The sequence below is a fragment of the Pantoea sp. SM3 genome (assembly GCF_000963995.1).
Taxonomy (GTDB): Bacteria; Pseudomonadota; Gammaproteobacteria; order Enterobacterales; family Enterobacteriaceae; genus Pantoea; species Pantoea rwandensis_B.
Genome location: NZ_JZRD01000008.1, coordinates 286105 through 308105 on the forward strand (window position 1 = coordinate 286105; position 22001 = coordinate 308105).

General features: G+C 55.5%; 16 protein-coding genes. 8 read left to right on the plus strand and 8 right to left on the minus strand.

Going from position 1 to position 22001, the window contains the following annotated elements:
- Positions 1 to 88 precede the first annotated feature (88 nt).
- Complete coding sequence (locus tag VI01_RS05980) at positions 89 to 1270, minus strand: MFS transporter (protein ID WP_045814360.1); 1182 nt, start codon at positions 1268 to 1270, stop codon at positions 89 to 91.
- A gap of 156 nt (positions 1271 to 1426) precedes the next feature.
- Here VI01_RS05980 and tus point away from each other — a divergent pair, with 156 nt between their 5' ends.
- Positions 1427 to 2353 (plus strand): DNA replication terminus site-binding protein, encoded by a 927-nt coding sequence (gene tus / locus VI01_RS05985; RefSeq protein WP_045814361.1) that lies wholly within the window; start codon positions 1427 to 1429, stop codon positions 2351 to 2353.
- 83 nt (positions 2354 to 2436) lie between these two features.
- Here tus and fumC read toward each other — a convergent pair whose 3' ends face one another.
- A complete protein-coding gene (gene fumC, locus VI01_RS05990) occupies positions 2437 to 3834 on the minus strand; it encodes a class II fumarate hydratase (protein ID WP_045814362.1) in 1398 nt (465 codons plus the stop codon).
- A 196-nt stretch (positions 3835 to 4030) separates the two neighbouring features.
- Between fumC and manA the strand changes: the two genes are divergently transcribed.
- On the plus strand, positions 4031 to 5206 hold the full coding sequence (gene manA / locus VI01_RS05995; RefSeq protein ID WP_045814363.1) for a mannose-6-phosphate isomerase: 1176 nt from the start codon (positions 4031 to 4033) through the stop codon (positions 5204 to 5206).
- A gap of 128 nt (positions 5207 to 5334) precedes the next feature.
- Positions 5335 to 6834, plus strand: a complete 1500-nt coding sequence (locus tag VI01_RS06000; protein ID WP_045814364.1) for a YdgA family protein — start codon at positions 5335 to 5337, stop codon at positions 6832 to 6834.
- A 34-nt stretch (positions 6835 to 6868) separates the two neighbouring features.
- On the opposite strand, the gene malI is transcribed toward VI01_RS06000, so the two are convergent.
- On the minus strand, positions 6869 to 7894 hold the full coding sequence (gene malI, locus VI01_RS06005) for a Mal regulon transcriptional regulator MalI (RefSeq protein WP_045814365.1): 1026 nt from the start codon (positions 7892 to 7894) through the stop codon (positions 6869 to 6871).
- Positions 7895 to 8073: 179 nt separating this feature from the next.
- Here malI and malX point away from each other — a divergent pair, with 179 nt between their 5' ends.
- From malX to add, 3 genes are all read left to right on the plus strand, one after another.
- Positions 8074 to 9663 carry a maltose/glucose-specific PTS transporter subunit IIBC gene (malX, locus tag VI01_RS06010; protein WP_045814366.1) on the plus strand — a complete coding sequence of 530 codons (1590 nt, stop codon included), beginning with the start codon at positions 8074 to 8076 and terminating at the stop codon, positions 9661 to 9663.
- Entirely contained in the window at positions 9660 to 10838 is a 1179-nt protein-coding gene (locus VI01_RS06015; RefSeq protein ID WP_045814367.1) for a MalY/PatB family protein, read from the plus strand. The genes malX and VI01_RS06015 overlap by 4 nt, the downstream gene beginning before the upstream one ends.
- A gap of 118 nt (positions 10839 to 10956) precedes the next feature.
- Positions 10957 to 11955 carry an adenosine deaminase gene (gene add, locus VI01_RS06020; protein ID WP_045814368.1) on the plus strand — a complete coding sequence of 333 codons (999 nt, stop codon included), beginning with the start codon at positions 10957 to 10959 and terminating at the stop codon, positions 11953 to 11955.
- Between the two features lie 109 nt (positions 11956 to 12064).
- Here the strand turns inward: add and VI01_RS06025 are convergent, their stop codons facing one another.
- From VI01_RS06025 to VI01_RS06045, 5 genes are all read right to left on the minus strand, one after another.
- A complete protein-coding gene (locus VI01_RS06025) occupies positions 12065 to 13105 on the minus strand; it encodes an oxidoreductase (protein WP_045814369.1) in 1041 nt (346 codons plus the stop codon).
- Positions 13106 to 13182: 77 nt separating this feature from the next.
- Positions 13183 to 14100 (minus strand): arabinose operon transcriptional regulator AraC, encoded by a 918-nt coding sequence (araC, locus tag VI01_RS06030; RefSeq protein ID WP_045814370.1) that lies wholly within the window; start codon positions 14098 to 14100, stop codon positions 13183 to 13185.
- 89 nt (positions 14101 to 14189) lie between these two features.
- Positions 14190 to 15176, minus strand: coding sequence for an L-arabinose ABC transporter permease AraH (araH, locus tag VI01_RS06035; protein ID WP_034827386.1), 987 nt, complete (start codon positions 15174 to 15176; stop codon positions 14190 to 14192).
- Positions 15177 to 15193: 17 nt separating this feature from the next.
- A complete protein-coding gene (gene araG / locus VI01_RS06040; protein WP_045814371.1) occupies positions 15194 to 16714 on the minus strand; it encodes an L-arabinose ABC transporter ATP-binding protein AraG in 1521 nt (506 codons plus the stop codon).
- Between the two features lie 145 nt (positions 16715 to 16859).
- On the minus strand, positions 16860 to 17843 hold the full coding sequence (locus tag VI01_RS06045; RefSeq protein WP_038647214.1) for an arabinose ABC transporter substrate-binding protein: 984 nt from the start codon (positions 17841 to 17843) through the stop codon (positions 16860 to 16862).
- A 366-nt stretch (positions 17844 to 18209) separates the two neighbouring features.
- Here VI01_RS06045 and VI01_RS06050 point away from each other — a divergent pair, with 366 nt between their 5' ends.
- Positions 18210 to 19895 carry a ribulokinase gene (locus tag VI01_RS06050; RefSeq protein ID WP_045814372.1) on the plus strand — a complete coding sequence of 562 codons (1686 nt, stop codon included), beginning with the start codon at positions 18210 to 18212 and terminating at the stop codon, positions 19893 to 19895.
- A gap of 11 nt (positions 19896 to 19906) precedes the next feature.
- Entirely contained in the window at positions 19907 to 21397 is a 1491-nt protein-coding gene (gene araA / locus VI01_RS06055; protein WP_038647218.1) for an L-arabinose isomerase, read from the plus strand.
- The last annotated feature ends 604 nt before the right edge of the window (positions 21398 to 22001 follow it).

Genomic DNA, 22001 nt, shown 5'->3' on the forward strand with positions numbered 1-22001 from the left:
TTTTTAGAAGCCAGCGACTGTGATCAAGGCACGTATTCATCATTTGATCAGGCAGAAGCGCACAGGCTGCTTAGTTTATCGCCCCCCTTTACGTTTTCGGCTTCAGTGCAGGCAATTTTTGCTTCAACACCCCCACCAACAACACGTTGATTATCGCCAGCAGGCACAGCAACCCTAGTGTGGCATTTGCGCCGAATTGCTGAAAAACATATCCCCCTACCAATGGCGTTAACGCTTGGCCAATCAGTGCCGGGCGCGCCATGCGCCCAACCACAATGGCATAAGCCTCTGGTTTGACCATTACTAGCGGTAAAGTTCCGCGCACAATGGCACGCAGGCCATTTCCGGCACCATAGAGCACCATGCTGACCAGTGCGAATTTAGGATAAAGGGTCAGCAACAGCAGCCCTATCGCCACTAATCCCACCGAGAAAAATGTCGTCCAGATCGGATGTCCGCGTTTGAACGCGATATCCACAATACGTGACCCCACCTGACAAGGGCCCAGAATCGCGCTGGTGGCCAAGGCGGCGGTTAACGAGTGACCGCTGGCCTGTAACAGACTGATCAACTGCACCGAAATAGCAGTCATGATCACCGAAGCAAGGGTAAAAATGCTGCATAACAACCAAAACAGCGCGGGTGCCAAATCACCACTGGTGTTACGCTGCTTTGTTGCCGTTTTCACGATGGGCTTAATTGGCGCAGGCAGGGCATACCAGTAGGCAGGCAGCACGGTGAGGCATAACAGCGCGGCAATGGCGAAACAGGCGCCACGCCAGTCAAGCCAGTGAATCAGCAGCGCAGTGCCCGGCCACACCAGCGTGGTGCAAAAGCCGGAGATTAAGGTAATGCCGGTGATCGCACCGCGAGCCTGTCCACCGTACAGCGTTCCAAGAGTGGCAAACAGGGCGTCGTATAAACCCATCGCCATTCCAATGCCGATAATCAGCCAAGCAAAGAGAAACAGCAGTAAATGGTGGCTCAATCCCATGATGACCAAACCCAATGCCATCATCGCTCCACTCGACGCCAGTAGCACGCGACCATAGCTGCCAGCAATCAAGCGGCCACTCCAGGGCGCTAACAGGCCAGAAACCAAAATGCCCAGTGACAACGCGCCATACACCCACTGCTGAGACCAGCCGGTTTCCGCGATAATCGGATTCGCCATCACGGCCATGAGATAAAAGGATCCGCCCCATGAGAGGATTTGGACCCCGCCCAATGTCACAATGGCAGGAACCGCAGGTTTAGGGTGATGCTCCACGACACGTTTCCATTAGCAGGCAAAGCATTGTTATAACATGTTCATCCTGTTGGAAAAATGCTTGTGTGCCCTGCTTCGCGAAATCACGTTTACAGAGTGGAAGATTGGCACCAAATACGATAAGTTAAATGGTATGTTGTAACTACGGAGCGTAACATGTCTCGCTATGATTTAGTGGCTGATTTGCACGAGTGCGTCAACGCATTGGAACAAGGTCTAACGACTCTGCGCCAGCAGGTCGAACAACAGCCGTTGCTGATTGCGCGCGCATTCAGCTTGCCCGAAATCGAGAAAGGCCACGAGAATGATGAGATTGAGCATATCGCCGTCACTCAACATCTCGGGCAAAAAGCACGTGACATGGCGCTGGCTCACTACTGTCGTCTGTTTATGCAGCACCAGTCGGAAAAACTCAGCACCAAGGCTGCGGTGCGTTTGCCTGGCGCCATCTGTATAGAAGCGGATGAAGCCGTCAGCGAGCACATCAGTCAGCAGGTGGCCGATATCAATGCGCTTAAACTGCGCCTTGAGCACCTGATTACCGTGGAATCAGGCCTGCCGAGTGAGGCACGCTTTGAGTTTGTTCACCAGCATTTGCGCGGTTTAATCACTCTGAACGCCTACCGTAGCGTGACCTTACTGCACGCGCCGGATAGCCTGCGTTTTGGCTGGGCCAACAAGAACATCATTAAAAACCTGACGCGTGAAGCCGTGGTCGAGCAACTGGAACGCAGCCTGAAGGCAAACCGTGCGCAATCGCCCTGGACGCGCGAACAGTGGGCAGAGAAAGTCCAGCAGGAGCTGGACATGATCCTGTCACTGCCCGCCGATGCCAAACTGAAAATCAAACGTCCTGTGAAGGTGCAGCCCATTGCCCGCGTGTGGCGCGCCAGTAATAAGAAACAGGTGCAACTCGCCTGCCCTTCACCGCTGCTGGTGCTGTGCCGGGATAAGACGCAGGTGCCAATTTTGGGGGAATTGCTGGATTACGATGCTGATAACGTCACGCATCGTCATAAGCCGCTGGCGCAGCCGCTGCATCTGGTGATCCCACGGTTACATTTGTGGAGCGACAAGCTTTAACGAAGAAGCGGCCCTTAGGCCGCCTCTGTAATAACCTATTATCGCTGAATTGAGCCGTATCAACCCTCAGTTAACCGCGATAATTATTGCTTCATGCTGCCAACCATCTCTTCCGGCCGTACCCACTCGTCAAACTGCTCTTCGGTCAGATAGCCGAGCTTCAGCGCTGAGCCTTTGAGCGTCAGCCCTTCTTTATGGGCTTTCTTGGCGATTTCTGCCGCTTTGTCGTAACCGATATGGGTATTCAACGCGGTCACCAGCATCAACGATTCATTCAGCAACTGATCGATGCGCTCGCGTACCGGTTCGATGCCCACCGCACAGTGATGGTTGAAGCTGTCCATACCATCAGCCAGCAAGCGAATTGACTGCAGGAAGTTATGGATCACCATCGGACGGAACACGTTCAACTCGAAGTTGCCCGATGCCCCACCAATGTTCACCGCGACGTCGTTACCCATCACCTGGCAGCACAGCATGGTCAGCGCTTCACACTGCGTTGGGTTCACTTTACCTGGCATGATTGAGCTGCCCGGTTCGTTTTCCGGAATGGCGAGTTCGCCAATCCCGCAACGCGGACCCGATGCCAGCCAGCGCACGTCGTTGGCGATTTTCATCAGAGACGCCGCCAGGCCTTTCAATGCGCCATGTGCATGCACCAGCGCATCGCAGGTTGCCAGCGCTTCAAACTTATTCGGTGCAGTAACGAACGGTTGCTGAGTCAGTTCGGCCAGCGCTTTCGCCACGCGAACCGCATACTCCGGATGGGTATTTAAGCCGGTGCCCACCGCCGTGCCACCCAGCGCCAGTTCAGCGACATGGGGAATGCTGTGTTCGATGTGCTTGAGGTTATGTTCCAGCATCGCGACCCAGCCGGAAATCTCCTGACCCAGCGTCAACGGCGTGGCATCCTGCAGGTGAGTACGACCAATCTTCACGATGTCCTTAAAGGCTTCAGACTTCTCGCTCAGGGTCTTTTTCAGGACATGAATCTGCGGAATCAGCTGCTCCCGCACGGCGATGACCGCAGCCACGTGCATGGCGGTGGGGAACACGTCGTTGGAGCTCTGGCTCTTGTTGACGTCATCGTTTGGGTGCACCAAACGCGACATGCCACGCTCGCCGCCGAGAATTTCACTGGCACGGTTGGCCAGCACTTCGTTCATATTCATGTTGGTCTGAGTACCGGAACCGGTCTGCCAAATCGCCAGCGGGAACTCGTCACTGTGTTTATCAGCCAGCACTTCGTCAGCGGCTTTCAGGATCGCTTCCGCCCGCTCTGCCGGCAACAGGCCAAGATCGCGGTTCACCTGGGCTGCAGCGCGTTTGGTCAATGCCAACGCATGCACTAATGCGACGGGCATCTTCTCGGTTGATATACGGAAATGCTCCAGCGAACGCTGGGTTTGTGCCCCCCACAACTTATCTGCCGGTACTTCGATCGGTCCCATTGAATCTTTTTCAATGCGATTCGCTGCCATGACTACGTCTCCTTAGCTCAGATTTGAGGTTTCCGCCCAGGTCGTCTTCCCGCGACGCCGTTGAGCGAGCAAGATTGTCACACACAAGAAATTAACATTATGCGAGCCCATCGCGTTTATTGCACTTGTTGATGTATTTTGTATGGCACTTTCTGCTTTAATAAGCCTATTTACTTACGGTTATTAAGGGTAAACGATGCAAAAAATGAACAATTCGCTGCAAAATTACGCTTGGGGCAGCAAAACTGCGCTGACCGAACTTTACGGCATTGAGAACCCGCAAGGATTACCAATGGCGGAACTGTGGATGGGTGCCCACCCTAAAAGTCCGTCAACCGTTGAGATCAAGGGTGAAACGCGTTCCCTGCGCGATGTGATCAATGATGACCAGACCGCAGCCTTGGGCGCGGCAGTCGCAGCACGTTTTGGTGAGTTGCCGTTTTTGTTTAAGGTGCTGTGTGCCGATCAGGCCTTATCGATTCAGGTTCACCCGAGCAAAGCCGCAGCTGAAGAGGGTTTTGCGCGCGAGAATGCTGCCGGTATTCCGATTGGCGCCGCTGAACGCAACTACAAAGATGCGAATCATAAGCCGGAACTGGTGTATGCCCTGACCCCTTTCCAGGCGATGAACGGCTTTCGCGAAATGCACGAGATTGTCTCGCTGCTGGAACCCGTGGCGGGTGCCCACCCGCAAATCGCTCACTTCCTTGAAAAACCTGATGAAGTCAGCCTTGCCAAACTGTTCTCCACACTGCTATCGCTAAATGATGAACCTAAATCACTGGCGTTAGCGGTACTGAAATCGGCGCTCAACTCACGTGGCGGCGAACCCTGGCAGACCATAAAGAGCATTGCGGCCGATTATCCGGACGATACCGGCTTGTTCTCACCGCTGTTGTTAAATGTCATCACTCTGCAGCCCGGCGAAGCCATGTTCCTGTTTGCCGAAACGCCGCACGCTTATTTGAAAGGCGTGGCACTGGAAGTGATGGCGAATTCCGATAACGTACTGCGTGCGGGACTGACGCCAAAATTCATCGATATCCCTGAGTTGATGGCGAACCTGAAGTTTGAAGCGAAACCCGCTGCCACCTTGTTGACGCAGCCTCAGCAAGTGGGAGACACGCTGAACTTCCCGATTCCGGTGGACGATTTTGCCTTTGCCATCCACGCCCTCTCCGCCACACCACAGTCGTTAGCGCAACAGAGTGCGGCGCTGCTGTTTTGTATCGAAGGTCAGGCGGTGATTGAGAAGTCAGGCGAGCAACTGCTGTTGAAGCCCGGTGAATCATGCTTCGTTGCTGCCAATGAATCCCCGGTTAATGCCGCAGGCACAGGACGCCTGGCGCGGGTTTATAACGCGCTCAGCTGATCCGGCTGACGATCCCAGCATTAACTGCTATTCTTTCAAACTATTACTTTAAAACGCCTGCGGGCGTTTTTCTTCACCGTCGCCCCCAAGCAGCGGCGGGCGGACCCAAGGATAAGGACGACTCAGCGATGAAAAAGACCAAGGTTGCCGTAGGTGTGATTGTAGCGCTCGGCGTGATCTGGACAGGTGCAGCCTGGTTTACCGGCAAGCAGCTAGAAAGCCATATGGATCAGATGTTGCAGAACGCCAACACGCAGCTTAATGCCTATGCACCGAACGCTCGCCTGACGCTCAGCTATCAGGATTACCAGCGCGGTATCTTCAGCAGCAAAACTAAGCTGGTGATTCAGGCCAGTTCACAGACCGAGGACAACCCGCTGCTGAAGCCGGGTCAAAGCATCGTGCTGAACGAAACCATCGACCATGGTCCCTTCCCCTTTGCGCAGCTGAAACGCGGCAGCCTGATTCCGAGCATGGCGTCGGTGCATACCGAGCTCGAAAACACCGATGCGGTGAAGAAACTGTTTGAGCTTACCAACGGCAAATCGCTGGTGACCGCTGATACGCGTGTGGGCTACAGCGGAGCCACCGACACCGCACTGGATCTGCTGGCAGTGGATTATAACAACGCGCAGACTGGCGACCGTCTTGCCACCAACGGCGGAACCCTGGAGATTAGCGCAGACAGTAAAGGCGATAAAGTCAGCCTGAACGGTGACTTTTCCAGCATTGCCGTCACCAGTAAAAACCAGGTTGAGCAGCCGGTGCTGTTTACCCTTAACGGCCTGAAGCTGAAGGGTGATACCCATCTCAGCCCGGAAGGCGTGCGCGTCGGCGATCAGTCCATCAGCCTGGATAAACTCGACGCCAGCATTAACGGCCAGGAAGGTTTGTCATTACAGAAGCTGGACACCCAATCCTCCTTCGATAATAAAGATGGTAAAATCGGCGGCGATCTGAATATGAACGTCGGCAATATTAGCTTGCAGAAGCAGCCGTTCGGCGAAGCAAAGCTGGCCATGAAATTTGCGCAGTTTGATGCGCAAGCGGTGAAAACCTTCTCGGATAGCTACAACGCGCAGATGCAGGCACTGCTGAACCAGCCAGGTTTAGTCGAGGATCCCGTCCGCTATCAGGCTAGCGTGCAGACCATCCTGAAGAATAACCTGCCGACGCTGCTGAAGGGTTCACCTACCGTCAGCATCGCGCCGCTGAGCTGGAAAAACGATAAAGGGGAAAGCACCTTTAACCTCAGCATCGGTTTTAACGATCCCGCCACCGTCACCGGTGAAGCGCAGACGTTGGGCGCGGCAGTGGATCGCTTACTGAAAACGCTGGATGGCAAACTGAACATCAATATGCCAATGGCCACCGAAACGATGCGTCATGTCGGCCTGGCCGAAGGTTATCAGAGCGACGATGCGCAGAAGATGGCGGACCAGCAGGTGAAAGGCCTGGCGGCGATGGGCCAGATGTTCCGTCTGACGCAGCAACAGGATGACAACATCACGACCAGCCTGCAGTACGGCAACGGCCAGGTGACGATGAATGGCGACAAAATGTCACTGGAACAGTTCCTGTCTCGCTATATGCTGGGTGCGCAGACCAGCGAAGGGATGCCTGAGTAACAGCGATATACCTGCGGCGCGAGCTATCGCGCCGCTAAACGCCCCGCACCAACTGCGGCGGCACAATCAGCGTTTGCACTTCCGCCTCCGGTTGCGCCAGTCGTTGCAGCATCCTTTCCCCCGCTCGCCTTCCCACATCACGCGCTTCACTACTGACAAACGTCAGCGAGGAGTCATACGATTCGCGTTGCGGATCGTCATTAAAGCCGACCAGCGCCAGCTTTTGCGTGAAGTAGCTGTCCACCGCATCTTCGCCCAGCGAACGTCCGCTGTGGATCGCACCAAAATAGCAGCCGAGCGTGGTGCTGGCGTTATGGGCAATGATAGCGGTGATGCGTGGGTGATGATGCAGTAAGTCTTGCGTCAATGCCGATACGCTCTGTTGCCGGTCGTCACACTCAATGATCCAGTCCGGGCGGAACGGTAAACCGTATTGCAGCAACGTGGCGCAATAACCGCCAATTCTTTCAGCACGCGTCAGTGAAGACCCCAATCCACCTACCCACGCAATACGCTGATGCCCCTGACGGATCAGATACTCCGTCGCGATGCGTGCGGCCTGGCTGTTGTCTGGACGCAAGGAATCGACTTTGTCGAGGCTGCTGGCCCGCGCGGCGCAGATCAAGGCAATTTGCTGTTCGTGTGCCTGCGCCACCAGCATCTCCGCCTGCGCCACGGCGCCGCCCAACACGATGCCATCGGCCCCTTGCGCCACCAATGAATCGAAACAGCGCTGCAGATTTTGCCCGTGCTGACCACTTTGCGTCAGCACCAGGACTTTGCCCTGCTGTTCCAGCACTTCGCTCAAGCCTGCGGTCATCGCCGCGTAAAAGGGCTGGCTGAGATCGCGCACAATCAAACCTATGACACCACTCTCGCCACCACGCAGGATGGAGGCTGAACGGTTGCGCACGTATCCAAGCTGCTCAATCGCCTGATTAACGCGTTCGGCCGTGGCGGAAGAGATACGACCTTTGCCGGACAGCACCAAAGAGACTGTCGATACCGATACGCCAGCCGCCTGTGCGACATCGTGAATAGTGGTTTTAGGCTGAGACATCCGGTTGCGTTTCCAACAACTGATGAAGAAACAATGAGGTAAAACGTTACACTGATTGACGCAAAAATAAAGCCTGGGATTAGTCACGCTTTGTGACTATAGCCACAAAACTGCTTGGTAAAACGTTTTATCATTCTTTACCTTTATGAAAACTTGTCGCTTTTTAACCAGGAGAGACCATGTCCGCCAGCCGACCCAAAATGTCACTTTGGGAATTTTTCCAGAGTCTGGGTAAAACCTTTATGTTGCCCGTCGCCCTGCTGTCTTTTTGCGGCATTTTGCTTGGGATAGGCAGCTCGCTCAGCAGTCACGATGTCTTGACGCTGATCCCGATGCTCGATCAGCCCTTCCTGCAATATCTGTTTATCTGGATGGCAAAGCTGGGTTCATTTGCCTTCAGCTATCTGCCAGTGATGTTCGCCATTGCGATTCCACTGGGCATGGCGCGGGAGAACAAAGGCGTCGCTGCCTTTGCCGGTTTCGTCGGCTATGCAGTTCTGAACCTGAGCGTCAACTTCTGGCTCAATATCAATGGCATTCTTCCCACCACCGACGCGGCGGTGCTGAAAGCCAACAACGTTCAAAATATCCTTGGCATCCAATCCATTGATACCGGTATCCTGGGCGCGGTGATCGTTGGTGTGGTGGTGTTCTGGCTGCATGAACGCTTCCACAACATTCGCCTGCCGGATGCACTCGCCTTCTTCGGTGGCACGCGCTTTGTGCCGATTGTCACCACCGTGGTGATGGGTTTGCTCGGCTTAGTGGTTCCGCTGATTTGGCCCTTCTTTGCGCGCGCCATCACCGGTCTCGGCTGGATGATCAACAGTGCCGGTGAATTTGGCCCGATGATCTTCGGCACCGGCGAACGCCTGCTGCTGCCGTTTGGTCTGCAGCATATTCTGGTGGCAATTATTCGCTTCACCGATGCGGGCGGTACGCTCGACGTCTGCGGCAAAAGCGTCAGCGGTGCCCTGACCATCTTCCAGGCACAGCTGGCTTGCCCGGATACTCACGGCTTTGCGGAAAGTGCCACGCGTTTCCTGTCGCAAGGCAAAATGCCGGCCTTCCTCGGTGGTTTACCGGGTGCGGCACTGGCGATTTATCACTGTGCCCGTCCCGAAAATCGTCACAAAATTAAAGGGCTGCTGATTTCTGGTGTGGTGGCTTGCGTCGTCGGCGGCACCACCGAACCGATCGAATTCCTGTTCCTGTTCGTGGCTCCGGTGCTGTATTTGATCCACGCCCTGTTGACGGGTCTGGGCTTCACCGTGATGGCGATACTCGGCGTGACTATCGGTAACACCGACGGCAACGTTATCGACTTCTTCGTGTTCGGCGTGCTGCACGGCCTCTCTACCAAATGGTATTGGGTGCCGGTCATTGCCGCGGTGTGGTTCGTGGGTTACTACGCGATCTTCCGGTTTGCTATTACCCGCTTCAACATCAAGACTCCGGGTCGTGAAGCAGAAACCAGCAGCGTGGAGCAGCAGGTCAGCCGCGCGGGCGTAGGGAAATCAGGTTACAACACCCCGGCGATTCTGGCGGCGTTGGGCGGCGTGGACAACATCACTTCGCTGGATAACTGCCTGACGCGTCTGCGCCTCACCATTGCTGACATGAGTAAGGTGGACGATGCCGCGTTAAAAGCCAACGGTGCAATTGGTGTGGTGCACCTTAATCAAACCAGCCTGCAAGTGGTCATCGGTCCACAAGTGCAGTCTGTGAAAGATGAAATGGCACATCTGATGAGTGCGACGGCGTCATGATGCAGAGGTTTGATTTCGACCATGTCGTGGATCGTCACGGTAGCTGGTGCACGCAGTGGGATTTTGTAGCGGATCGCTTCGGTGTGGAGGGCTTATTGCCCTTCACCATCTCCGATATGGATTTCGCGACGGCACCCTGCATCATTGAGGCGTTGCAACAGCGCTTGAACCATGGCGTATTGGGCTACAGCCGCTGGCAGCACAATGATTTCACCTCGGCGATTCAGCACTGGATGCGCAGCCGTTTTGCCACCGACATTGAGGCGCAATCACTGGTTTATGGACCGTCAGTGATCTACATGGTGGCGCAAATGATGCGCCACTGGACAAAACCCGGCGATGAAGTGCTGATTCATACGCCCGCCTACGATGCGTTCTATAACACTATCAACGGTAATCAGCGCCGCGTGCTAGAACTGCCGCTACAGCGTCAGGGTAATGACTGGCAGTGTGATATGACACGGCTGGAACAATTACTGGCGCGACCCGATTGCAAAGTGATGCTGCTGTGCAGCCCGCACAATCCTACCGGCAAAGTGTGGCAGCGCGAGGAGTTACAGCAAATGGCCGCGCTCTGTGCACGTTACGATGTGAAAGTGATCAGCGATGAGATCCATATGGATATGGTGTTGAGCGATGCAGACCACATCCCGTGGAGCCAGGTGGCGCAATCTCCCTGGGCGTTATTCACGTCGGCATCGAAGAGTTTCAACATCCCGGCACTGACCGGCGCCTGGGGCATCATTCCGCATGAAACCGATCGTCAGGCCTGGTTCCACGCACTGAAACAGCAGGATGGCTTATCGTCACCGGCGGTGATGGCTGTGGCTGCCACCATTGCCGCGTATCGTGAAGGTGAAGCCTGGTTGGATGGACTGCGCGATTATCTACAGGCGAATATGCAGCACATTGCGCAACGATTGAATGCGGCGTTTCCTGTGCTTAACTGGCAGCCCCCTGCCGCTACCTATCTGGCATGGATAGATCTCACACCGTTGGGCATTGATGAACAGACATTGCAACATCGGCTGATTCATCAGTACAAAGTCGCGATCATGCCGGGTTCAACCTATGGTGAAGCCAATCGGGGATATCTGCGGCTCAATGCCGGTTGTCCGCGCAGTAAACTCGATGAAGGACTGGATCGTCTGATTGCGGCTTTAAAATCGTGTTAAAGGCGTTCGGATGCTGATTAATTCAGCATCCATTTCACAGCTTGCGCAAATCACTGGCGCTGTTGCGCAAGATGTTTTTATAATGCTCTGCACTTTATGAAACTTTAGCGAGTGCGACATGATTGACCTGAAACTCCCCCTGACCGACATTCACCGCCACCTTGATGGCAACATCCGCGCACAAACCATCCTTGATTTAGGTCGCCAGTTTAACCTCACGCTGCCTGCTAACTCGCTCGACGAACTGCGTCCGCATGTGCAAGTCACAGCCAATGAACCCGATCTGGTGAGCTTCCTGCAGAAACTGGACTGGGGCGTCAAGGTGTTGGGAGATTTGGATGCCTGCCGCCGCATCGCGCTGGAAAACGTGGAAGATGCCGCACGTGCTGGCATTCACTACGCAGAACTGCGTTTCTCACCGGGCTATATGGCGATGACGCACAACCTGCCGATCGCTGGTGTGGTGGAAGCCGTGATTGATGGTGTACGCGCAGGCGTAAAACAGTACGGCGTGGATGTGAACCTGATCGGCATTATGAGTCGCACCTTCGGTGACGAAGCCTGCCTGCGCGAACTGGAAGGTTTGCTGGCACACCGTGATGGCATTACCGCTGTCGATCTGGCCGGTGATGAGCTTGGCTTCCCGGGCAGTGAATTCCTCAGCCACTTCAATCGCGCGCGCGATGCCGGCTTCCGTATTACCGTGCACGCCGGTGAAGCCGCTGGTCCGGAAAGCATCTGGCAGGCGATTCGCGAACTCGGCGCTGAGCGTATTGGCCATGGCGTAAAAGCGATTGAAGATCGCGCATTGATGGATTTCCTGGCAGAGCAGCGCATTGGTATTGAATCCTGCCTGACTTCCAACATTCAGACCAGCACAGTAGCTTCACTGGCCACTCATCCGCTGAAAGCCTTCCTGCAACACGGTATTCTCGCCACCATTAATACCGATGATCCGGCGGTTCAGGGTATTGAGCTGGCGCATGAATACCAGCACGCTGCACCGCAGGCAGGATTAACCGCTGAAGAGATGCGTCAGGCACAGGAAAATGGTGTGACGATTGCCTTCCTCAGTGAGGCAGAGAAAGCTGCCCTGCGTCAGCGCGTGGCGGGGTAATTACCTCAAAAGCAAAAAGGTGCGCTTCGTTGCGCACCTTTAAATCACATCGCACGTTAGGGTGAGGCCCTTGTTGAGTGACATCACCCTGGCGTATGCTTTTACTCCGTCACTTCAGCGACATCGTCTGGCGCTTCTCAGCGGACTGTAAGCCGAGTTCAATCAACTCCATCACCTGAATCGCCTCTTCAGCCTGGACTGGGTTATCTCCGGTGCCCGCAATCGCATCGCGAATCGCCGCGTAGTACGCCGGATAGTTACCCGGCAGAGTCAGCAGTTCTTTCTCCACCATCACGTCGCCTTCTGCCAGCGTCAGAGTGCCATTGCGCATGTCATAGCCCCAGTCTTCCTGCGGAGGACGTTCACCTGCTTTCAGGCGATCTTCCTGCGGATCCAGACCGTATTTGACGTAGCTGCCCCGCGTGCCGTGCACCACAAAACGTGCAGATTCTGCCGCCACCAGCATGCTGGCGTGTAACACTACCCGACGAGTGGGATAAGTCAGCACCGCATGGAAATAATCGGTAGTTTGCGCGCCAGGACGCAGTTCTGCCATATCCACAGTGATCGCCACCGGCGGGCCAAACAATTGCAGCGCCTGGTCCAGCACATGGGGGCCAAGATCAAACCAGATGCCGCTGCCCGGGCCTTTCATTTCACGCCAGCGCTGACGAACTTCGGGACGGAAACGGTCAAAATGCGATTCGAGATAGCGCACATCACCTAAGGCGCCATCAGCCAGCAAGGTTTTCAACGTCAGAAAATCACTGTCCCAGCGGCGGTTGTGGAATACGGAGAGCAGTAACCCTTTGGCTTTGGCCAGTGCATCCAACTCACGCGCTTGTGACAGTGTCACGGTGAAGGGCTTATCCACCACCACATGTTTACCGGCATTCAGCGCCGCTTTGGCTAACGGGAAGTGAGTATCATTTGGCGTCGGTATGACAATCAGTTGCAGTGTCGGGTCATCCAGCAGGGCTTGTGGATCAGAAACCACTAGCACCGAGGGCCAGTCGGCATGCACCTTGCTGGCGTCGCTGCTGGAGACGGCTGCCAATTCAACGCCTGGCGTGCCGACGATCAAAGGAGCATGAAATGTTTTGCTGGCAAAACCGTAGCCAATCAGGCCGACACGTAATTTATCGCTCATTCTCATTCCTCTTGTTCGTTACCAGACTGATTTAAGACGAATCAGCCAGTAACAACAAGGCGGAATCAGCTGAAAACTCAGGAGATCGCACTCCGTGCCGGTTGCCAGCTCTCCTGAGCCACTAAGGCATCGTGCGCATCCTGACTGCGGCGACGGAAATCACTGGGGCTGACGCCCACCCGTTTGCGGAAAACGCGAGAGAAATAGAGCTGATCGTCATAACCCACTTCGCGCCCGACCGAGGCAATCGGCTCCTGCGTGGTTTGCAGCAACAGTTTGGCGCGGATGACCCGCTGATCTTCGCGCCAGCGCAGCAAATTAATCCCCATCTGCTCGCGAAACAGATGCGCCAGCCGTGACGGGGAAAGGCACACGTGGCGCGCCACTTCCTCGATTTTGACCTCACTGGCCAAATGGTTAGTGACGTATTGACAGGCCTCAATCACGCGCGGATCGCGAATTTGCTGATGGCTGCGCGGATCTTCCTCCACCGCGCGCAACAACAAGCGCTCCAGCAGATTCATTGCCAGTTCCTCGGCAAAGCGACGACCCGAATTGTGGGTCTGTTCAATGCTGGCGAACAGGCGGTCAAACTCGGCACGTTGCGCTTCTGGCAAACGTAACCGCCCCACGCCCTGACTCTCATCCTGCCACTGCAACCAATCCGTCCAGTAGGCACGCGGACGGAAATAGACCCAACGATGGAACCAGCATGGGCTGTCAGGGGAACGGCCGTAATAGTGCGGAGTTTTCGGCTGAAACAGCAGCAAATCGCCGGGCTCGCAGTCAAACGCCGACTCTCCATCAAAAATCCGCCCCTGGCCTTTGATGGTCAGATTGAGGATGTAACCTTTCATGCCGAGCGGCCGGTCGATAAAGAAGTCCAGCTGATCGTTGGCATTGATTGGCGTTAAGCCCGCCACCAGCCAGGCATTAAACGGATAGCCGGGTAGCAGTGGATTTTGCTGCTCAATGGGGGGTTCACGATGGTACATAGTGCCCTCACGGTAACCTGTAAATGCGCAGTGGTTCGCGCCAGATGGACGACCGGATGACCGCCCTGCATCATTTTTCACGGCTGGGATCAGGCCGCTTTGTTTTTCTGTTTGTAGCGGTCAAAAATCACCGCCGCTAACAGTATCAAACCGCGCACCACATACTGTGAGAACGGCGAGATATTCAATAAATTCATCGCATTCTCAACCGTACCCAGAATCAGTACGCCCGCCACCACATAAGAGATCTTACCGATGCCGCCTTTCAGCGAAACGCCGCCCAGCACACAGGCTGAAATCACAATCAGTTCATACCCGAGCGAGGTCATCGGCTGACCACTGGTCATGCGCGAGGCCAAAATAATCCCCGCCGCCGCCGAAACCAACCCCGACAAAATGAAGATGATGATGCGGGTGCGCACCACCGGCACCCCGGCCAGACGTGCCGCTTCTTCATTACCGCCAATCGCCAGCGTGTTGCGACCAAAGGTGGTTTTGTTCAGCACAAAACCGAAAACAATCATGGTGGCGATGGTGAGCCAGATGGGCGCTGGCAAGCCGAGCCAGTTGGCATAGCCGAGGGTGAAGAAGCGTTCATCCTCAATGCCGACCGCTTTACCGTCAGAGAAGATATACGCCAGACCACGCACAATCTGCATTGTTGCCAGCGTGGTGATCAGCGCATTGATCTTTAGCCGGGCAATCACAAAGCCATTAATAAATCCGGTGGCCATACCGAGCACCAAACCGGCCGCGACGCCCAACCACAGACTCTCCGTCATGTTGATCACCACCGCGGTCACCACACCGGCGCAGGCAATCACCGAGGCCACGGAGAGGTCAAAATCGCCAGAAGCGAGGCAGAACAGCATGCCGCAGGCCACCATGCCGGACATCGACATGGCCAGTCCCAGCCCTTTCATATTGATGAACGTGCCAAAATTGGGTACGAAGATGGCGCAAACGATAAACAGCAGCGCGAAAACCACCAGCATGCCGAAATTATCCCAGATACGCCCCAGCTGCAGGCCGTTACGCTGCACCGGTGGTGTGTTGGAAGTGGTAGATGAAGCCATTGTTGCTCTCCTTTACATCAGGCCACGGCGGCCGCTTGAGGGGTTTTCGGCATCGCCAGGCTCAGCGTCAGCTGCTCCGTGGCCGCATCGTGTGGCAGTTCTCCGGCAATCTCACCTTCACGCATCACCACGATACGGTCAGCCAGGCCCATCACTTCGGGCAGATCGCTGGAAGCAAACAGCACCGCGATCCCTTTATTCGCCAGTTGGTAAATCAGGTTATAGATTTCATGCTTGGCACCGACATCAATGCCGCGCGTCGGTTCATCCAGCAGAATCACATTCATCTCTTCGGACAACCAACGACCCAAAATCGCCTTCTGCTGATTGCCTCCCGACAGATTCATGATCAGCTGTTGCGGGCCAGGCGTTTTGATGTTGAGCGATCGGATGTGAAGATCGGCGTTCTTCGCCTCCCAGCCGGGTTTGATCAGACACCCCGCCGTGAGATTATGGCGGCGCGCGCTGATATTGATGTTGTCGCGCACCGAGTGCACCGGAATAATCCCTTCGGATTTACGATCTTCCGGACACAGCATGATCCCCGCGCGAATCGCATCGATCGGCTGGCGAATGTTGAGCTTTTTGCCATCCAGCGACACGCTGCCGCCACGCAGTTTGGTCGCACCAAACAGCCCCTTCATCAATTCACTACGCCCTGCGCCAACCAATCCAAACAGGCCAACGATTTCACCGGCTCGTACCGTCAGCGAAATCGGCATGCGTACGCCTTTAGCCTCTACTTGATCAAGTTGCAAACGGACTTTACCCAATGCGCGCGGCGTATAGCCGTAAATATCGCCGAGGTTACGCCCGACCATCGCCTGTACCAGATCGTCATGATGGGTGTTCGGCATGTCGGTGAAGGTGCGCACGTAGCGACCATCTTTGAACACGGTGATGGCATCGCTGAGGGCAAAGATTTCCTCCATGCGATGCGATACGTACAGCACGGTGCGGCCCTGATCGCGCAGCTGACGAATGACGCGGAACAGATGCTCGATTTCACGTGCAGAAAGTGAGCTGGTCGGCTCGTCAAAGGCGATGATGCGCGCATTACGCGCCAGCGCTTTGGCGATCTCCACCATCTGCCACTGACCGAGCGACAGATATTTCAGCGGCATGTCTGGATCGATATCCATGCCGAGATTTTTAAGCTGCAGATCGGCTTCATACCGCAGCAATTTGCGATTCACCAATCCGCGTTTGTGTGGCAACTGTCCGAGATAGATGTTCTCCGCCACGCTCATCTCAGGTACCAGGTGCAGCTCCTGATAGATGATCGCCACACCCGCATCCAGCGCATCCACGGTGTTGTTGAAGCTTTTCACTTCGCCTTTGATGCGAATCTCACCTTCAGTCGGCTGATAACTGCCGCTGAGAATCTTTAACAGCGTGGACTTTCCCGCGCCGTTTTCGCCCATCAGCGCATGCACTTCCCCGGCGCGGCACTGGAATGAGATATCCTGCAGCGCTTTCACGCCCGGAAAGGTTTTACTGATGCCATGAAAGGACAGAAAGGCTTGATCAGTTTCCATGGAAACTCCTCTTCGCCCCCATCCTTCGCGCCATTGCCGCGTTGGCTGCGTACATTTGTCCCAGCGACGAGCGACACGGGAGCAAACGCGGTGGCCAACCTGCTGCAACACCAGGGATGGAGGCTGCGTTTATCATTCAGGCGACTTACATCAGCCCTTTCTTCGCCAACTCAGTTTTGAAGTTGTCGCGGGTAATCAGCACCACATCGGTGACTTCGGTGAACTTCGCGGGCTCTTCGCCCTTGGTCACCCAGTTGTAGAGCATCTGACTGCTCTTATAACCGTGCACATCCGGGCTTGGCAGCAGTGAGCCATAGAAACCGGTTGGCGCCCCTTTGGAGAGTTCGCTCACCGCATCCACGCCGTTAATGCCAATGCCGATCACGTCTGGCGCTTTAAAGCCCTGGCCTTCAGTCGCGCGAACGCCACCCAGCACGGTGTTGTCATTCATGCCGACAATCAGCCAGTGTTTCACCTCGGGATGCTGCACCAGCAGCGAGTTACCGGCATCAAACGCACCGGGAATGTCGTTGGATTTGGTGGGTACCTGATAGATCTGCTTCTCCGGGAATCCGGCCGCTTTTAGCGCTTCCATCGAACCGCCAGTGCGGCGACGCGCGGTGTCCAACTCATTGGCGGTAATCGCCATCACGCCGGTCTCTTTCGCATCCCAGCCGCGCTTCTGCATCTCTTTATAGAGTTCCTGGCCCTGACGCTCACCGATTTTGGTCGCCGCCATCATCACCAACGGCACCGTGTCCATCGGCTTGCCTTTGGCGGTGACGAACTGATCGTCAACCGCAATCACTTTCAGGCCATAACTGCGCGCCTTCGCCACAATGGCTGAACCCAGTTTCGGGTCCGGTGTGCAGATCACGAAGCCTTTGGCACCGCTCGCCGCCAGGCTGTCGATGGCATTGAGGGTTTTCTCGCCGTCAGGCACCGCGATTTTGATGACGTCGAAACCGAGATCTTTGCCGGCTTTATCGGCGAACTTCCATTCCGTCTGGAACCAGGGTTCCTCCGGTTGTTTGACGAGGAAACCGAGTTTCATGGTTTCGGCGATAGCGGATTGTGACATAACCGCGGCGAGACCTACCGCCGCCAGCGCTTTAGTGAATTTATGCATGATGCTCTCCGGCACAATGGTGTTTTATCGCTGTTAATAACGAATCGGTGTAAACGCTACCAATTGGATTTCACGTTTGGGTACAGCGCAAAATCAGCGCGTTAGCTCAAAGGTTGTACAAAGGCTGTGCAAACGCTGGGCTAGTTGTAGCGGTATTGGCGAAGAAAAATGTAGAGCGGTATCACATCCCAAAACGATGACTAATTCCTCCATATATTCAGCGAAATTAACCAGTCATTAACTTTTGCTGCCGATCACATAACCTCGCCGATGGCAGAAAAGTGCATATTCTCAGCCAGCGATGACTAACGGCTTATGCCCCCGCATTCCAGGATAGAGCCAGATAACTCACACAGGAGAATCCCAATGGGTGCTGGCGCCATAACAATTGGGCTGGATTTTGGCAGTGACTCGGTGCGTGCCCTCGCCGTGGACTGTCGCAGTGGTCAAGAGCTGGAAACCGCGGTGGTGAACTATCCGCGTTGGGCGCAGGGGCAATTCTGTGATGCGCATGCCAACCGTTTTCGTCATCATCCACAGGACTACATTGATGCGCTGGAGCAGGCGATCGTGGCGGTGGTGCAAGCGTTAACAGTGGAACAGCGGGCTTTGGTGGTGGGTATTGGCGTCGATTCAACCGGCTCAACCCCTGCCCCGATTGACCGCGATGGCAACGTGTTAGCCTTGCGTCCGGAGTTTGCGACCAATCCCAACGCCATGTTTGTGCTGTGGAAGGATCACACCGCAATTGAAGAGGCGGAAGAGATTAATCAGCTGTGCCGCAACGGTCATTTCACCGATTACACCCGCTATATCGGCGGTGTGTATTCGTCGGAGTGGTTCTGGGCCAAGATTCTGCATGTATCACGCCAGGATGCGGCGGTGCGTGATGCTGCAGTGTCTTGGGTGGAACTCTGCGATTGGGTACCGGCACTATTAAGCGGTCGCACCGCCCCGGCGCAGTTGCGGCGCGGACGCTGTGCTGCCGGGCATAAATCGCTGTGGCATCCGGAATGGCATGGCCTACCGCCTGCGGACTTTTTCCGTGCCCTTGATCCGATTTTGGTCGAGCAGTTGGATTCCCCGCTATTTACCGACACCTTCACTGCTGATGTGCCGGTGGGTACGTTGTCTGCCGAATGGGCGCAGCGTTTGGGACTGTCTGAACAGGTGATTCTCTCCGGTGGTGCTTTTGACTGCCACATGGGCGCGGTGGGTGCAGGTGCGCAGCCCTATACGCTGGTGAAAGTGATTGGCACCTCAACCTGCGACATTTTGATTGCTGATAGTGAGAAAGTAGGCGATCGCGCAATTAAAGGCATTTGCGGCCAGGTGGATGGCAGTGTCGTGCCGGGTGCTATCGGCTGCGAAGCCGGTCAGTCCGCGTTTGGCGATATTTACGCTTGGTTCAGTCGTTTGCTGGGCTGGCCGCTGCAGCAGGCCGTGGCGCGCCATCCTGAGTTGCAACCGCAACTCGCCGAAATGCAGCAGGATTTGATCCGCTCCCTTACCGAAGCCTGGGCTACCGATCCACAGCTCGATCATCTGCCCGTGGTGCTGGATTGGTTCAACGGGCGTCGTACGCCGGATGCCAATCAGCGCCTGAAAGGCGTGATCACCGATTTGAATCTCGGCACTGACGCGCCTGCATTGTTTGGTGGTCTGGTGGCCGCCACGGCGTTTGGTGCCCGCGCCATTATGGAGTGCTTCGAGAAACAACAGATTCCGGTGGAGAGCATTCTGACGCTTGGCGGCATCGCACGTAAGTCTCCCGCCATTATGCAGGCATGCTGCGACGTGATGAACCGCCCGCTGGATATCGTGGCTTCTGACGAATGCTGCGCGCTGGGCGCCGCCATTTTTGCCGCCGTCGCCGCGAAGGTGTATGCCGACGTCCCTGCCGCACAGCAGGTGATGGCGAGTCCGATCGCCGTGACCTTGCAGCCTAACAGCCTGCGCGTAGCGGGCTATCAACAGCTTTATCAACGCTATCAGAACTGGTGCCAGGCCGCTGAACCTCAGTATGCCGCCCGCGCCGCATCCGCTAAGTAAAGGAGCGAGAAATGGAACAGAACGTTTGGTTTGTGATTGGGACTCAGCATCTCTACGGAGCGGAAACCTTGCGCCAGGTCGAACATCACGCGCGCCAGGTGATGGACGGTTTGAACCAGGCGGGCACGCTGCCGGTGCCGCTGGTGTTGAAGCCACTGGTGAAATCACCGGATGAAGCGCTGGCGCTGTGCCGCGAAGCCAATCACGACAGCAATTGTGTGGGGATCATTACCTGGCTGCATACCTTTTCACCGGCCAAGATGTGGATTGGTGGGCTGAGTATCCTGAATAAGCCCCTGTTGCAATTCCATACCCAGTTCAACGCAGAAATTCCGTGGGACAGTATGGATATGGACTTTATGAACCTGAACCAGACCGCGCACGGCGGCCGTGAGTTCGGCTTTATTGGCGCACGTATGGGTCTGCAGCACAGCGTGGTGACTGGCCACTGGCAGGATAAGACCAGCCAGCAGCGCATCGGACGCTGGATCAATGCAGCATTAGCAAAGCAGGCCAGCCAGCAGCTGAAAGTGGCGCGCTTTGGCGACAATATGCGTGAAGTGGCGGTGACCGAAGGCGATAAGGTGGCGGCGCAGATTCAATTTGGTTATTCGGTTAACGGTTGGGGCGTGGGTGATCTCGTTGAGGTGGTGAACAGCGTCAGTGATGGCGATGTGCATGCGCTGATCGATGAATACGAGAGCCAGTATCTGTTTAGCGAGGCTGCCGCCGTGAATGGCGAGAAGCGTCAGAATGTGCTGGATGCGGCGCGCATTGAACTGGGTTTGAAGCGTTTCCTCGATGACGAGGGCTGCAAAGCCTTTACCACTAATTTCCAGACTCTGCACGGCATGACGCAGTTGCCGGGCCTGGCCGTTCAACGTTTGATGGGCCAGGGTTATGGTTTCGCCGGTGAGGGTGACTGGAAGACTGCCGCGCTGCTGCATATTTTGAAGGTGCAAGCCGGGAATCGTGCGGGCGGTACTTCATTTATGGAGGATTACACGTATCACTTTTCACCGGGCAACGATTTGGTGTTGGGTTCCCATATGCTGGAAGTGTGCCCTTCGATTGCCAAAGAGGCGAAGCCGTTGATTGATGTGCAGTTCCTCGGCATTGGTGGCAAAGCCGACCCGGCGCGCATGATTTTCTCCACACCCGCCGGGCGCGCGGTGAATGCCAGTGTGATTGATATGGGTGATCGTTTCCGTTTGCTGGTGAATGTAGTGGATGCGATTGAGCAGCCGAAACCGCTGCCGAAGTTGCCGGTCGCGCGTGCTTTGTGGCGTGCACAGCCCTCACTGGCTACCGCTTCCGAAGCCTGGATTCTGGCCGGTGGCGCGCACCATACGGTGTTTAGTCAGGCACTGGATTTGGATGATATGTATCTTTATGGCGAGCTGAACGGCATTGAAGTGTTGGTGATCGATGAGGATACGCGCTTACCGGCGTTCAAGGATGCGTTGCGCTGGAATGAGGCGTATTACCGGTTAGCGCGTTAATTTGAATGGTTTCTGAAAGCCGCGAGGATTCGCGGCTTTTTTGTGGCTTAACCCTATGGTCCAGCCAACAAAGGTGAGTTGTGGCTAAAAGCGTGCGGTTCAGTCGGTAAAGGTGAGCTGTGGCTAAAAACGTGCGATCCAGTCGGTAAAGGTGAGCTGTGGCTAAAAACGTGCGATCCAGTCGACAAAGATGGGCGTTGCGTAAAGTCGGCGTGAATACATCCCTGTAGCCTCGGACGCCGCATCCCTGCGGCGTACGCTTTACTCCACTGCCCACCTTTGTCTCCTTTATGCAGGCTTGCAGCGATGTTTTTTAATCCAGGACTGGACTGAACAGAACTTTCAAGTTTGCGCGGACTACAGCAATAACAGTCTCAATTGCCCCATAAAGGCCAGCCCGAAGAGCAAAGCGTTTGCGCCAGGGATGGCGCGGCCGATCTGCAAGGATGCGGGGTTCCTTTGCGATCGGGCTGGCCTTTATGGGGCTGAGCACCGAAACATCAGCAACTCCACCTAACTTCCCCTGAATCTGAGCACTATGGTCATACTTGCACTGACTACAGCGATGATCATCTTAAACGCCCCATAAAGGCCAGCCCGAAGA

What these genes read in the sequence shown, in the direction of transcription:
- malX (WP_045814366.1), top strand. Translation starts at nt 8,074, where the DNA reads ATGTCCGCCAGCCGACCCAAAATGTCACTTTGGGAATTTTTCCAGAGT.
- araH (WP_034827386.1), bottom strand. Translation starts at nt 15,176, where the DNA reads ATGGCTTCATCTACCACTTCCAACACACCACCGGTGCAGCGTAACGGC.
- VI01_RS06045 (WP_038647214.1), bottom strand. Translation starts at nt 17,843, where the DNA reads ATGCATAAATTCACTAAAGCGCTGGCGGCGGTAGGTCTCGCCGCGGTT.
- fumC (WP_045814362.1), bottom strand. Translation starts at nt 3,834, where the DNA reads ATGGCAGCGAATCGCATTGAAAAAGATTCAATGGGACCGATCGAAGTA.
- VI01_RS06015 (WP_045814367.1), top strand. Translation starts at nt 9,660, where the DNA reads ATGATGCAGAGGTTTGATTTCGACCATGTCGTGGATCGTCACGGTAGC.
- araG (WP_045814371.1), bottom strand. Translation starts at nt 16,714, where the DNA reads ATGGAAACTGATCAAGCCTTTCTGTCCTTTCATGGCATCAGTAAAACC.
- malI (WP_045814365.1), bottom strand. Translation starts at nt 7,894, where the DNA reads ATGTCTCAGCCTAAAACCACTATTCACGATGTCGCACAGGCGGCTGGC.
- VI01_RS06050 (WP_045814372.1), top strand. Translation starts at nt 18,210, where the DNA reads ATGGGTGCTGGCGCCATAACAATTGGGCTGGATTTTGGCAGTGACTCG.
- add (WP_045814368.1), top strand. Translation starts at nt 10,957, where the DNA reads ATGATTGACCTGAAACTCCCCCTGACCGACATTCACCGCCACCTTGAT.
- araA (WP_038647218.1), top strand. Translation starts at nt 19,907, where the DNA reads ATGGAACAGAACGTTTGGTTTGTGATTGGGACTCAGCATCTCTACGGA.
- araC (WP_045814370.1), bottom strand. Translation starts at nt 14,100, where the DNA reads ATGTACCATCGTGAACCCCCCATTGAGCAGCAAAATCCACTGCTACCC.
- VI01_RS06025 (WP_045814369.1), bottom strand. Translation starts at nt 13,105, where the DNA reads ATGAGCGATAAATTACGTGTCGGCCTGATTGGCTACGGTTTTGCCAGC.
- VI01_RS06000 (WP_045814364.1), top strand. Translation starts at nt 5,335, where the DNA reads ATGAAAAAGACCAAGGTTGCCGTAGGTGTGATTGTAGCGCTCGGCGTG.
- tus (WP_045814361.1), top strand. Translation starts at nt 1,427, where the DNA reads ATGTCTCGCTATGATTTAGTGGCTGATTTGCACGAGTGCGTCAACGCA.
- manA (WP_045814363.1), top strand. Translation starts at nt 4,031, where the DNA reads ATGCAAAAAATGAACAATTCGCTGCAAAATTACGCTTGGGGCAGCAAA.